The organism is Oceanobacillus arenosus (assembly GCF_003369575.1).
Classification (GTDB): domain Bacteria; phylum Bacillota; class Bacilli; order Bacillales; family Amphibacillaceae; genus Oceanobacillus; species Oceanobacillus arenosus.
Map to the genome: position 1 here is coordinate 90360 of NZ_PIOC01000012.1, position 14602 is coordinate 104961.

Annotated in this window: 12 protein-coding genes and 1 riboswitch; all 12 genes read left to right on the top strand. The window is 37.1% G+C overall.

Annotated features, from left to right (window positions below):
• The first annotated feature begins 40 nt into the window (after positions 1 to 40).
• The 12 genes from dapA to CWR48_RS07470 all read left to right on the top strand — a co-directional run bounded on the left by dapA (position 41) and on the right by CWR48_RS07470 (position 14601).
• Entirely contained in the window at positions 41 to 907 is an 867-nt protein-coding gene (dapA, locus tag CWR48_RS07415; protein WP_115772609.1) for a 4-hydroxy-tetrahydrodipicolinate synthase, read from the top strand.
• Between the two features lie 446 nt (positions 908 to 1353).
• Positions 1354 to 2070, top strand: coding sequence for a ClpP family protease (locus CWR48_RS07420; protein WP_115772610.1), 717 nt, complete (start codon positions 1354 to 1356; stop codon positions 2068 to 2070).
• Positions 2067 to 2270 (top strand): YlzJ-like family protein, encoded by a 204-nt coding sequence (locus CWR48_RS07425; RefSeq protein WP_115772611.1) that lies wholly within the window; start codon positions 2067 to 2069, stop codon positions 2268 to 2270. The genes CWR48_RS07420 and CWR48_RS07425 overlap by 4 nt, the downstream gene beginning before the upstream one ends.
• Positions 2271 to 2395: 125 nt before the next feature.
• On the top strand, positions 2396 to 4654 hold the full coding sequence (locus CWR48_RS07430) for an FtsK/SpoIIIE family DNA translocase (RefSeq protein ID WP_115772612.1): 2259 nt from the start codon (positions 2396 to 2398) through the stop codon (positions 4652 to 4654).
• 214 nt (positions 4655 to 4868) lie between these two features.
• Positions 4869 to 4969: riboswitch (purine riboswitch) on the top strand.
• A 246-nt stretch (positions 4970 to 5215) separates the two neighbouring features.
• Positions 5216 to 6334: a BMP family lipoprotein gene (locus CWR48_RS07435; protein WP_115772613.1), complete on the top strand. Its 1119-nt coding sequence runs from the start codon at positions 5216 to 5218 to the stop codon at positions 6332 to 6334.
• A gap of 166 nt (positions 6335 to 6500) precedes the next feature.
• A complete protein-coding gene (locus CWR48_RS07440) occupies positions 6501 to 8039 on the top strand; it encodes an ABC transporter ATP-binding protein (RefSeq protein WP_115772614.1) in 1539 nt (512 codons plus the stop codon).
• Positions 8029 to 9078: an ABC transporter permease gene (locus tag CWR48_RS07445; protein WP_115772615.1), complete on the top strand. Its 1050-nt coding sequence runs from the start codon at positions 8029 to 8031 to the stop codon at positions 9076 to 9078. Before CWR48_RS07440 ends, CWR48_RS07445 begins: the two co-directional genes overlap by 11 nt.
• On the top strand, positions 9079 to 10032 hold the full coding sequence (locus CWR48_RS07450; protein ID WP_115772616.1) for an ABC transporter permease: 954 nt from the start codon (positions 9079 to 9081) through the stop codon (positions 10030 to 10032).
• 272 nt (positions 10033 to 10304) lie between these two features.
• Complete coding sequence (gene yfmF / locus CWR48_RS07455; protein WP_115772617.1) at positions 10305 to 11594, top strand: EF-P 5-aminopentanol modification-associated protein YfmF; 1290 nt, start codon at positions 10305 to 10307, stop codon at positions 11592 to 11594.
• A complete protein-coding gene (gene yfmH, locus CWR48_RS07460; protein WP_115772618.1) occupies positions 11587 to 12870 on the top strand; it encodes an EF-P 5-aminopentanol modification-associated protein YfmH in 1284 nt (427 codons plus the stop codon). Before yfmF ends, yfmH begins: the two co-directional genes overlap by 8 nt.
• Positions 12871 to 12879: 9 nt before the next feature.
• The gene (gene ymfI / locus CWR48_RS07465) at positions 12880 to 13596 is read left to right on the top strand and encodes an elongation factor P 5-aminopentanone reductase (protein ID WP_115772619.1); all 717 of its coding nucleotides are present in this window, start codon (positions 12880 to 12882) and stop codon (positions 13594 to 13596) included.
• 216 nt (positions 13597 to 13812) lie between these two features.
• Complete coding sequence (locus tag CWR48_RS07470; protein ID WP_115772620.1) at positions 13813 to 14601, top strand: DUF3388 domain-containing protein; 789 nt, start codon at positions 13813 to 13815, stop codon at positions 14599 to 14601.
• The last annotated feature ends 1 nt before the right edge of the window (position 14602 follow it).

The following is a 14602-nucleotide window of genomic DNA, read 5'->3' on the forward strand; positions in this document are numbered from 1 at the left end:
GAGGTACGTCGAACCAATAATACGAAAGGGTGGACATCTCATGAATTTTGGTAAGCTATTAACAGCAATGGTTACTCCATTTGCTACTGATGGGAAAATCGATTTCGAACAAACTGCGAAGCTAATTGAATATCTCCTTAACAATGGTACAGAAGGATTAATTGTGGCAGGTACGACAGGGGAATCGCCTACACTAACGAATGAAGAGAAAATTCAATTGTTTAAGCACGTTGTAAACGTAGTAGGGAACCGTGTACCTGTAATTGCTGGAACAGGAAATAATAATACGGCAGCGTCCATCGCATTAACAAAAGAAGCGGAATCATGTGGAGTTGACGGTATTTTACTTGTCACTCCATATTATAACAAGCCAAATCAACAAGGCTTATATGAGCATTTTAAGACGATTGCTATTGAAACAACGTTGCCTATTATGCTTTACAATATTCCAGGTCGATCGGTTATCAATTTAAACGCAGAAACGGTAATTAAGTTAAGTAAAATCGATAATATTGTCGCATTGAAGGAAGCTGGATTGGACCTTGATCAAGTAGCAACCATTATTGAAAATACGGATCATCATTTTAGCGTATTAAGTGGAAACGATAGTATGACATTGCCAATGCTCGCAATCGGTGCAAATGGCGTAGTTTCCGTTTCCTCCCATATTATCGGTAACGAAATGAAAGAAATGATCGATTTATTTTTTGCTGGTAAAATTAAGGAAGCGGGGACACTGCATCGTAAGTTAATTCCAGTGATGAATGGATTATTTCATTCGCCATCACCAACACCAGTTAAGGCTGCATTAGAACTAAAAGGTATTGCAGTTGGCAGTGTGCGGTTACCATTAGTAGATCTAACCGAAGATGAGAAGGCGAAATTAAAATCATTATTAAAGTATTAAAAATATCGGCTTTTTAGGCCGATATTTTTTTGTTCTAGCTTAGGAAACTACATAATTGGACGCTGTGGATAACTAAATTACCGAAACAGCCACGTCCAGCTCCAGCGCTAAAGCTGTAGCGAGACTTCCCTCACCTCCGTACGATAAAGAAGACTTGCCGATTGGTTACACACGAGGCTTATTCGCACTTATACCCTTGTGGTGAAAGTCAACATCGACTCCAGTGATTAAGGAAGGCCGACTAAAACCAGGCTTCGCCAACGTCGAACCACCTCACGTCTGTGAGGCGCAGTTCGTACACAGCTCAAACGGGCGCTTGCGCTTTTGTTTGTAGGTAAGATAGTGTAAAATTTGACTGAAATATTTCTTATACTATATCAACCATGTGCATGTATCCGATAGATTACGCCAATACTAACCTTATCAATCAAAAGGGGTGTACGTAAATGGATAAGGATAATGAGAAAAAGGATGATCAGGCAAACGGGTCGTCTTTGGTACAAAAAATACAAGCACTAGGGCAAACAACGATCCCACAAGCTCCTGACTCTAATATTCATGTATTAACAATTATTGGTCAGGTTGAGGGGCATATGCAATTGCCGCCACAAAATAAAACGACAAAATATGAACATTTGCTTCCGCAATTAATCGCCATCGAACAAAATCCAAAAATTGAAGGGTTGATAATCTTGTTGAATACGGTTGGTGGCGATGTCGAAGCAGGGCTTGCATTGTCTGAGATGATTGCCTCCATTTCTAAACCGACCGTTTCGATTGTGTTGGGCGGGGGACATTCGATTGGAGTGCCCATCGCAGTTGCAACGAATTATTCCTTTATTGTACCGACTGCAACGATGATCATTCACCCGGTTCGTTTAACAGGTCTCGTAATTGGTGTGCCACAAACATTTGAATACTTAGATAAAATGCAAGAAAGAGTTATTCAATTTGTTGTCAATCATTCAAAGGTGAAGGAAGAGAAATTTAAGGATCTGATGTTTGCCAAAGGTAATCTGACACGAGATATCGGGACTAATATTATTGGAATTGAAGCGGTTGATTGTGGGCTGATCGATGAAGTTGGCGGTGTAAAAGAAGCGATGCAAAAATTAAATGAGTTAATAAATAATACGCATATAGAAAATCAGGTGGTACAATGATACTTTATACGCCAATCTCGATAACAGATATTTATCCAGAAACATCGGATATGTTTGTGAATCGAAAGTATATCGAACATGAGGGAAGACTTATTGCTGTTGAAAGAAATAGTGAAGGTGCATATCAAATGATCCAGCTTTTATCGACAGATCCACAGGATTTCTTAGATGATAAATACTCTCCAGGAACAATTATATAATTACCAGATTATGTTATAATAAATTCGACTGTATAAATAGGATGACCCTTGCCATGCAGTGGTAAGGGTTTACTGTTTAAGTGACATTGGGTAGTTGGAAAGAAGTGGAAATTGAGGTGGTAAAGATGGCGAAGAAACGGAGAAAGCGCCGAAACAGTAAACAATCGAAACTATTAAAATATGAATTACTAGGATTATTATTTACCTTTTTAGCTATTTTTGGAAGTGGTGCAAGTGCGATAAGTGATGGCGCAATCCCTGGTGGACTGGAGCATTTATTTCGTTTCTTTTTAGGGATTTGGTATTTTATTGCATCCGTCTTTCTGTTAATTACAGGAATTAGCCTACTTGTCAGAAGAAAATATCCTAATTTCTTAACGAAAAAGATGGTTGGATTCTATTTTCTATTTGCAGGGATTCTTTTATTAACGCATATTCAAGCATTTGAAAGATTACTAATATCTCCAGAGGATGTATCGATTATCGGGACGACTTGGGATAATTTCTTCTTGTACTTAAATGGACAAGGTACTTCCATCCAAACGGGCGGTGGAATCATTGGTGCAGTCCTTTTAGCATTTTGCAATTATTTGTTTTCATTAGTTGGGGCAAAGATTGTCGCGGTTTTTTCTATAGTGATCGGTCTCATTTTTATTACGAATCTATCCATTAGTGAGTTATTCGCTAATTTCTTTAAAAAGGCAAAGGAATTTACATTTAGTTTCTATGAAAAATGGAAAACGAGAAGAATAGATAAGAAGAATCAGAAGGAAGAAAAACTTCTTCAAGCGGAGACAATGGAAGATACGGATATATCTGAGGAACCGAACATGGATGACTTTCCAGAGGTTGCTTATTCCACTCCAATTGTTGAGAATCAGAAGGAACACGAGACTACGCAACATAGAGTAGAAGAATTAGATTCAGATCCACCAATGCAAATGGCGGAGACGGAGAATTTCGACTATGTTTTACCATCTGTCGACTTATTAGCAGAGCCACAGCCGAGCGGACAGCATCAGGAAAAATCTGAAGTACAGGCAACAGTTAGAAAGCTAGAGCGAACATTTAAGAGCTTTTCTGTCAAGGCAAGAATTACAAAAGTGCATGTCGGTCCAGCCGTTACAAAATATGAAGTCTCACCTGAAGCGGGAGTGAAGGTAAGTAAAATTGTTGGTCTACATGATGACTTAGCACTTGCGCTCGCTGCAAAAGATTTAAGGATTGAAGCACCAATCCCCGGGAAGTCGGCAGTTGGTATTGAGGTGCCAAATAAAGAGATTTCAATGGTATCACTGCGGGAAGTGTTGGATAGCACGTGGAATAATAAAACCTCTAAACTTTTAGTTGCACTTGGTCGGGACATTTCCGGTGATGCTGTTTCTGCGGAGCTAAATAAAATGCCCCATCTATTAATTGCTGGCTCCACTGGTAGCGGAAAAAGTGTATGTGTCAATGGAATCATCACAACAATTCTCATGCGTGCAAAGCCACATGAAGTCAAAATGATGATGATTGACCCAAAGAAAGTAGAATTAAATGTTTATAATGGCATTCCCCATTTACTTGCACCTGTTGTAACCGATCCGAAAAAGGCTTCTCGTGCATTAAAGAAGGTAGTTTCGGAGATGGAAAGAAGATATGATTTATTCTCAGACTCGGGAACACGTAATATTGAAAGTTATAATGAGTATATTCGTAAATATAATTTAACAACAGAAGATATCCAACCGAATCTACCATATATTGTGGTAATTGTCGATGAATTAGCGGATCTAATGATGGTTGCTTCAAGTGATGTTGAAGATTCAATTACGAGACTTGCACAAATGGCAAGGGCAGCTGGAATTCATTTAATCATTGCTACACAAAGACCATCTGTGGATGTTATTACTGGTATAATAAAGGCGAATATTCCATCTCGGATTGCTTTCAGTGTATCCTCACAAACGGATTCTCGAACAATTTTAGACTCAGGTGGGGCAGAGAAGCTCTTAGGGCGTGGTGACATGCTATTTCTACCTGTTGGTCAATCGAAACCTACAAGAATACAAGGTGCCTTCTTAACCGATGAAGAGGTAGAGCGCGTTGTCGATCATTGTATTGAACAACAAAAGGCATCTTATCAAGAAGATATGATTCCAGAAGACACAGACGATATGGTAGAAGAAGTAGATGATGAATTATATGATGATGCCGTTAAACTTGTTTCAGAAATGCAAAGTGCAAGTGTATCCATGCTACAACGCAGATTCAGGATTGGCTATAATCGTGCGGCGCGTCTAATCGATGCGATGGAAGCAAGAGGTGTCGTTGGGCCATATGAAGGTAGTAAGCCAAGAACAGTATTAGTTTCCCAAGTAAGTGAAGAAGTAACGTCTTAAGAATTATCTGTAAGTAACATTTTTTAGTAAGAAATAGAGCAATTTGATCTTTAATAAATAGTTTAGTATTGTTTGATTTTTTTGAAAAACTGATTTTGTTTAAATGAATATTAATTTTGAATTAATCAAAATCCGTACATTAGCCAATTAAATGATAAAAACGTTCGATATTTTATTGACAGTATCCTATTGAATTTGTTATGCTTATCTAGACAAAAGAATACTAATTATACCTCATATATTTACTAAGGATATGGCTTAGAAGTTTCTACCTAGCACCGTAAATGCTAGACTATGAGAAAGATGAATCATTGTGGATACAGTGATCTATGTTTAGTTTAAAGTTTATTCATCTTCTCTCGTTTTTTGAGGAAGTAGAATAGGCTTTTTATTTTTTCCTATTTCTCATAAATTAGATAATTCCTAAAGCTAGTTTTAGTGTATTATTAAATTACTAATAATTAATTGTTTTCTTACTTTTAGGAGGTGATTGTGTAGCTGGTGAAATGGGTAATTTAACAAGTTTTCTAAAAAATATTGAATTATGGGGGTTAATTTAGGATGAAAAACAGCAAAATAGTCTTAATATTCGCGTTGATTCTTGGTTTAGGAATATTCTTATCTGCATGTGGAAGTAGTGCCAATAATAAAGATACGGATACAAGTGCAAATGAAAAAGAAAACGCTAGTGGCACTGAAGGTGAAGTAACAGATTTCAGTATTGCAATGGTAACAGACCAAGGTGGAGTTGATGATAAGTCATTTAACCAATCCGCATGGGAAGGTTTACAAGAATTCGGTGAAGAAAATGGATTATCAAAGGGTAATGGGATTAATTATGCACAATCAACTGGACAAGCAGACTTTATGCCGAACATTACGCGTTTAGTTCGTGATAAATATGATGTAATACTTGCTACAGGATTCCTGCTAAAAGAAGATATTCAAAAAGCAGCGGAACAGTTTCCAGAATCGAATTTCGTAATCGTTGATGAAACGGTTGATGCACCAAATGCTGCAAGTGTAGCATTTGCAGAACATCAAGGCTCATTTTTAGTCGGTGTTGCTGCAGCAATGAAATCTGAAACAGGTAAATTAGGTTTTGTTGGTGGAATTGATTCCCCACTAATCGCTAAATTCGAAGCTGGGTTTGTTGCAGGTGCTAAATCCGTAAATCCAGATATTACGGTAGATGTTCAATACGCAGAGCATTTTAGTGATCCAGCAAAAGGTAAATTAATTGCATCGAATATGTATGATAATGGTGTTGATGTAATCTATCATGCTGCAGGTGGTACTGGTAACGGTGTATTCAACCAAGCAAAAGATATTAAGCAAAATGATCCAGATCGTCAAGTATGGGTAATTGGTGTTGACCGTGACCAGCATGAAGAAGGTCAAATCGGTGAAAATAATGTAACCCTCACTTCTATGGTAAAACGTGTAGATGTTGCTGCAAAAGAAGTTGCTAATCTTGCAAAAAATGGTGAATTCCCTGGTGGAGAGACATTAGAATTTGGTATTGAAGAAAACGGAATAGCGATTACCACTTCAAATGAAGAAGCAATGACGGAAGATATTATTCAAGCTGTTGATGAATGGCAAGAGAAAATTCTAAACGGCGAAGTAGAAGTACCAAAAACACGCGAAGAACTAAAAACATTTGAAGAATCACTTTAATCAATAAATGGGAGAAGGCTTATCATAAGCCTTCTTCTATCATGACTGCTATTTTTATTTAAAATCCTCAAATAAAAAGGAGCTACAACGATTAGCCTTTTTTCTTTGATGATTTTACTAACAAAATCATAAAAAATATAGACATATTTTAATAGAGGTGAACTCAGTGGAATACGTGATTGAAATGTTAAACATCCGAAAAGAATTCCCTGGTATTGTTGCAAATGATGACATTACAATCCAATTAAAAAAAGGCGAAATTCACGCTTTATTGGGTGAAAATGGTGCAGGGAAATCGACATTAATGAATGTTTTATTTGGTCTGTACCAACCTGAAAAGGGTGAAATTCGTGTTAATGGTAAAAAGGAAAATATTACGAGTCCGAATAAAGCGAATGAACTTGGGATTGGTATGGTGCATCAACACTTTATGTTAGTTGAACCATTTACAGTGACACAAAATATCGTTTTAGGTAAGGAACCAAAGAAGAAAACGGGTGCAATCGATATTGAAAAAGCAAGAAAGGAAATTCAAGATCTTTCTGATCGCTATGGGTTAAAGGTTGATCCCAACGCGAAAATAGCGGATATATCTGTTGGGATGCAGCAGCGAGTGGAAATCCTTAAAACACTTTATCGCGGCGCGGAGGTTCTTATTTTTGATGAACCGACAGCAGTTTTAACACCACAGGAAATTAAAGAGTTAATGGAGATACTAAGATCATTAACACGTGAAGGAAAATCAATCATATTAATCACACATAAGTTAAAAGAAATAATGGAAGTATGTGATACATGTACGATTATTCGCAAAGGAAGGGGAATTGGAACGGTTAATGTAGCAGAAACAAACCCAATAGAACTTGCTTCATTGATGGTTGGTAGAGAGGTCAACTTTAAAACGGAGAAAACAATTGCAGATCCAAAAGAAAATGTACTTCATATCGAAAATTTATATGTGAAGGATTCTCGAAAAGTAGATCTCGTTAAAGGGCTAAATCTTGATATCCGTGCAGGTGAAATTGTTGGAATTGCTGGTGTTGACGGTAATGGGCAATCTGAATTAATTGAAGCAATCGCAGGTTTAAGGAAATCAAGATTTGGTGTAATCAAAATAAATAATAAAGACATTACAAACCTCTCTCCAAGAAAGATAACCGAAAGTGGTGTAGGGCATATTCCAGAGGACAGACACAGATTCGGCCTGGTATTAGATTATTCGATTGGGGAAAATATTGTTTTACAAACGTATTACAAAAAGCCATATTCGAAGGCAAAAGTTTTAAACAATAAAGAAATATACAAGAAGGCAGAGCAAATTATTGCAGAGTATGATGTACGGACACCAAGTGTTTATACGAAGGCTCGTGCATTATCTGGTGGTAATCAGCAGAAAGCTATTATCGGTCGGGAAGTAGACCGCTCACCGGATTTATTAATTGCAGCGCAACCAACAAGAGGGCTTGATGTCGGAGCAATTGAGTTTATTCATAAAAAACTGATTGAAGAGCGTGATAAAGGAAAAGCCGTGCTACTTGTTTCATTCGAATTGGATGAAATTCTCAATGTGAGCGATCGAATTGCTGTTATGTTTGACGGTAAGATTGTTGCGGTTGTGAAACCTAAGGAAACAAATGAGCAAGAGCTAGGTATGTTAATGGCGGGCAGTAATGTTAGTGGGATAGGTGAAGCAAATGGCGAATAATAAACGATTAATTACAATTTTAATTCCAATTATTTCTGTATTATTAGGTTTAATCGCCGGGGCAATTATCATGCTTGCCTCTGGTTATAATCCAATCGCAGGGTACACTGCATTATGGAATGGTGCCTTTGGAGATTCATACACAATAGGGGAAACAATAAGACGTACGACACCATATATATTGACGGGTCTCTCGATCGCGTTTGCTTTTAGAACCGGTCTATTTAATATCGGTGCTGAAGGGCAAGTAATTGTTGGCTGGCTTGCAGCGATATGGGTTGGACTTGCTGTTGATGCACCAATGATTATTCATTTACCATTAGCAATTCTTGCTTCTATTGCTGCGGGGGCATTATGGGCATTTGTTCCAGGAATCTTAAAAGCAAAATTAGGCGTACATGAAGTTATTGTGACGATTATGATGAATTATATTGCATTATTTAGTGCAAATGAGATTATTCGTAAAGTGTTAACAGATGGAGGGACAACTACTGAGTCTATTCCTGCTACTGCATCACTTGCATCGCCATGGTTACAAAGTATAACCTTCTATTCAAGGATGCATTACGGTATCCTAATTGCATTATTTGCAGCTGTTATCATGTGGTTTATTATTGAAAGAACAACATTAGGTTATGAATTAAAGGCAGTTGGCTATAATCAGCATGCCTCTAAGTATGCTGGTATGAATGTTAGTAAGAATATTGTACTAACGATGGTGATTGCTGGAGCATTTGCAGGCTTAGCTGGAGCAATGGAGGGCTTAGGTACATATGGTACCATCTCCGTTATGTCTGGGAATATCAACATTGGTTTTGATGGGATTGCGGTAGCATTACTTGGCGCAAATAATCCATTAGGTGTTGTGTTTGCTGCCTTTCTATTCGGTGCATTAAAAGAAGGTGCGGGTGAAATGCCAACAGGTGCAGGTGTACCAACAGAGCTTGTTGATATTATAATCGCCTTAATTATATTCTTTGTTGCATCGAGTTATATTATACGCTGGGCATTACTGCGTTTTAAAAAGGGGGAGAAATAAATGTTTGATATTTTGCAATCGATTGTACCAACTGCATTATTTTATTCCGCTCCTCTAATATTTACAGCACTAGGTGGGGTATTTAGTGAAAGATCTGGCGTCATTAACATTGGACTAGAGGGTTTAATGGTAATGGGCGCATTTGTGGGAATTGTGTTCAATTTAACGTTCGCGGATGTTTTAGGTGCTTGGACTCCTTGGGTTTCAATTGTTGTAGCAACAATTGTTGGTGCAATCTTCTCGATAATCCATGCAGTAGCATCAATTTCATTCCGGTCAGATCAGACGATTAGTGGTGTGGCCATTAATATGCTTGCATTGGGAATAGGGGTATATTTGACAAAAATATGGTATGGAAAAGGACAAACAGATATGGTTCAACAACCATTCTATACAACGGATATTCCGTTACTTTCTGAAATTCCAATCATTGGTCCAATCTTTTTCCAAGGTGTATATGTGACATCCTACCTGGCAATCATCGTGGCTTTTATTGCTTGGTATGTACTTTATAAAACTGCTTTTGGTCTACGTTTACGTGCTGTTGGTGAACATCCGATGGCAGCAGATACGAATGGCATAAACGTTTATAAAATGCGTTATATCGGTGTTATTCTTTCAGGTGCACTTGGAGGATTAGGCGGCTCGGTATTCGCGTTAACGATTGTATCTAACTTCTCCCATTCAACGATTGTTGGACAAGGATTTATGGCGTTAGCTGCAGTTATCTTTGGTAAATGGCATCCACTAGGTGCAATGGGAGCAGCACTGTTCTTTGGATTAGCACAAAGCTTAAGTGTTGTAGGTGCGGGGGTTCCATTACTTGCAGATGTTCCGCAAGTATACTTATTAATTGCTCCATATGTATTAACCATTCTTGCTTTAGCAGGATTTATTGGGCGTGCAGAAGCACCAAAAGCAAGTGGAATTCCTTATATTAAAGGAAATCGGTAGATAGGACACAACAGACCTGTTATGTACACAATAGCAGGTCTGTTTTTTTAACGAATAAGTTGAGCCTACAGGATATAAGTCAGTTCGGTGCTGCAACAAGAGTTTTCGGTGGGCGAGTAATCGCAGTCCCACGACGCACTAGTTTTTAACCGTTCCCCTACGGCTGTCACTGACAATTTTGGTGACAACTAAGTTTTCTAACCGTATAATGGATGACAGTTGGTAAAATTGTGCAGAATAGGAAATATAAAAGAATGCTGGGAGGAAATTGCATGCTCCATATAGAAGAAAAGCGTAGGAATGAAAATGGATTACAGTTACACTTCATCCAAAGTAAAAAGTATAAAACATTAAACATCGTTGCAAAATTAAGAGCCCCATTGAATCGAGAGACGATTACAAAGCGGGCGCTGCTACCATATATTTTAAATCAGGGGTCAAAGCGTTATCCTAGTAAGCCGGAATTACAATTAAAATTAGATGATTTATATGGTGCAGTTTTATCTGTTGATGGGTCAAAAAAAGGTGACAATCATATTATTAGCATTCGTTTAGAGCTTGCAAACCCTAAATTCATCCCAGAAAAAACAGCGATTATTGACGATGGCATTCGCTTATTTAGTGAGTTACTTCTAGATCCAAATGCTGCAAATAATTCTTTCGATGAAAAGATTGTAGAACGTGAAAAGAACACATTGAAGAGTCGGATCCAAGCGGTTAAAGACGATAAAATGAACTATGCAAATATGAGATTAATTGACGCGATGTGTGAGGGTGAAGCATACGGGCTGCATGTGCATGGGTATGAAGAAGATTTACAAGAAATAACCGCAGCAAACCTCTATGAATATTATCATTCATTAATAGAAGAGGATAGCTTAGATATTTACGTCCTAGGTGATTTTGATGAGGATGAAATGAGCAGGAAAATAGCAGCCATGTTCGAGCGAATCGGTAATAAAGTCCGAACAGTAACTCAAAGCAATACAATCAAAAAGGAAATTCAAACGAAAGAAGTCATTGAAACGGAGAATATCCAACAAGCAAAATTGCATATTGGCTATCGTACCAATACGACATTCAAAGATGAGGATTATGCCACATTGCAAGTATTTAATGGGATATTTGGCGGCTTTCCGAATTCGAAATTATTTATCAATGTAAGAGAAAAGAATAGTCTTGCATATTATGCATCGTCACGTATCGAGAGTCATAAAGGATTATTATTTGTTTTCAGTGGAATTGCTCCAAAGGATTATCAGCAGGCAAAGGATATTATCCAATTGCAGATGGAAGCGATGAAGAAGGGCGATTTTACGGAAGCTGAATTACAGGAAACAAAGGATTTAATTATTAATCAATTACTCGAAACTATGGATCACTCTCAAGGATTAATCGAATTATTATATCAGCAGGTGATTGGCGATCGAATAATCACTCCTGAACAATTGATTAACAATATCAGACAGGTAACGAAGGGACAAGTGACAATGCTTGCAACTAAAATTGAAGAGGACACTGTTTATCTTCTTACAAGTGAAGGGGGAAAAACCAATGAATAAGGTCTTACATCAAGATATAGCTGAAACGATATTTTCCGAGAAGCTTGATAATGGATTAACCGTCTACTTATTACCAAAAACAGAAATGGCAAAAACGTATGCAATTTTTTCAACGGATTATGGTTCCATTGATCAAAGATTCATTCCAATTGGTAAACAAGAAATGATAACTGTTCCAGAGGGTGTTGCCCATTTCTTAGAGCATAAATTATTTGAAAAAGAAGACCATGACGTATTTGCTGATTTTGGTAAACAGGGTGCTTCTGCAAATGCATTTACGTCGTTCACGAAAACAGCGTATTTGTTTTCGGCAACAAGCAATATCGAAGAAAATGTGCAAACCTTAATCAACTTTGTTCAGGACCCTTACTTTTCCGAAGCGTCTGTTGAGAAAGAGAAGGGGATTATTGGGCAAGAAATTAAGATGTACGATGATCAGGCAGATTGGCAATCGTTTATGGGCACAATTAAAAGCATGTTTAAAAATCATCCAGTAAATATTGATATTGCTGGAACCGTCGAATCAATTACAGATATTACAAAAGACGATTTGTATACATGCTACAACACATTTTATCATCCAGAGAATATGACATTATTTATTGCTGGTAATTTCAATGTAGAAAAAATGATCGACCTTATCCAAACCAACCAAGCAGCAAAAACATTTAAAAAAATGGAAAAGCTTGTAAGAGAATTTCCGGACGAACCTGAAGCAGTTGCAATGAAGGAAAATAAAATTATCATGCCAGTATCGATTCCAAAATGTACAATTGGTATTAAGGAATCAACTACAGCATTAAGTGGTGAAGTATTTCTAAAAAAAGACTTGCTGCAAAGCATGGTTGTTGATCATTATTTTTCAAAAGGCTCCGTTTTCTATCAGGAATTGTATCAATCAGGATTAATCGATACGAGTTTTTACTTTGAGACGACGTTAGAAAAGAACTTCGGATACACATTGATTGGCACGAATACCGATCAGCCTGAAAAATTTGCTGAAAAAGTAAAGGAATTATTAAATTCAACCAATACGGAATCATTAACGATAGAAGAATTTACACGCATGAAGAAGAAAAAGATTGGTCAATTATTACGAGCAATGAATTCACTTGAGTTCATTGCTAATAAATATATCCATTATCATACAATTGGTATTGATTTCTTTGATGTCATTCCAGCAATCCAAGCATTAAGTCTTGATGATGTGAATGATTTTATCCGAAACTGGATAGATGAGGATCGACTTGCAGTATGTACAATAGCTGAAAAGTAAGGAGATATTATGGGGAAGAATGTACTAGTTATCGGTGCAAGCGGAGAAATTGGTATCAGTATTGCAGAACGACTAGCCGAGGAAGGATACCAATTAATCTTGCACTATAATCAACATGAAGCGGCAATAAATAAACTAAGTGAGAAATTAGATCACCATTCAATTTTAGGCACAATTCAGGCAGATTTAAGCAATGAAGCAGAGATACAGAATTTCATATCTGCGCTTGTTTTTCAAGTGGATATGATTGTATTTGCCAGTGGGCGTGCACAGTATGGCGTATTTCAAGAAACATCGGATATGATAATGGATAAAATGCTAACCTTACATGTAAAGGCGCCATGGCTGATTACGAAGGCGTTATTACCAGGTATGCTTCATAAAAAATATGGAAAAATTATTATGATTAGCTCCATCTGGGGTGACGTAGGGGCAAGTTATGAGGTGGTTTATTCTACAGTAAAGGGTGCACAAAATAGCTTTGTCAAGGCTTTAGCGAAAGAAGTCGCACCAAGTGGGATAACAGTCAATGCAATTAGTCCAGGATTTATTGAGACGAAGATGAATCATCATCTATCTGCAGAAGAGAAGGAATTATTAATCTCGGAAATTCCGATGAATCGGGCGGGAAGACCGGATGAAATCGCCCATGTTGTTTCCTTTTTATTAGATGATAAATCAAGCTATATTCAAGGGGAAATTATTCGTGTAACAGGTGCATGGTAATCATATAGATAATTAATGGATATATTTTATATTTTACGGAGGCAGCCATGTCACAACTGACTTGAGTTTGCCTTCGTTTTAATGATGTTTTTTTATTTAAAATTATGTCTATTTCCTTTTCATCGAGTGAATTATGCATTATGATAGAACTATATATTGCAATTATGAATTAGATTCGTTACCATTATATGAGTATGTAATATGAAGGAGACATTTATGGCGAAAGAATGGTACCTAGAGTACGAAATACTTATTAATCGACCTGGACTTTTAGGAGATATTTCTTCATTATTAGGAATGCTTTCCATAAACATCATAACCATTAATGGCGTTGAGAATTCTAGAAGAGGGATGCTTCTTCTATCAAAGCATGATGAAAATATTATGCGCCTTAATTCAATATTACAAACGATGGATACAATTGAGTTAAGAAAAATACGAAAACCAAAATTAAAAGATAAAATGGCTGTACGACATGGGAAATATATTCATACAGATGCAGATGATCGTAAAACGGTTCGCTTTGTTCGTGATGAGCTTGGACTATTAGTCGATTTCATGGCAGAATTATATAAACAAGAAGGGCATAAGCTGATTGGAATTAGGGGAATGCCGAGAGTTGGAAAGACGGAATCGGTTGTTGCTGCTAGTGTATGTGCGAATAAACGTTGGCTATTTGTGTCTAGTACGATGCTGAAACAGACGATTAGAAGTCAACTAATCGAAGGGGAATATAATGTTGATAATATTTATATTATTGACGGCATACTATCAACTAGACAGGCTAATGATAAGCATTGGCAATTAATTCGGGAAATCATGCAATTGCCCTCAATAAAAGTTGTAGAGCATCCCGATATATTTGTTCAAACAACAGAATATAAGCTTGATGATTTCGACTATATTATTGAGTTACGTAGTCATGAAGATGAAGAGATTACATATGATACGGTTGAAAATCACACATCAAGTATTACCAATGGCTTGTCTATGTTTGATTTCTAGA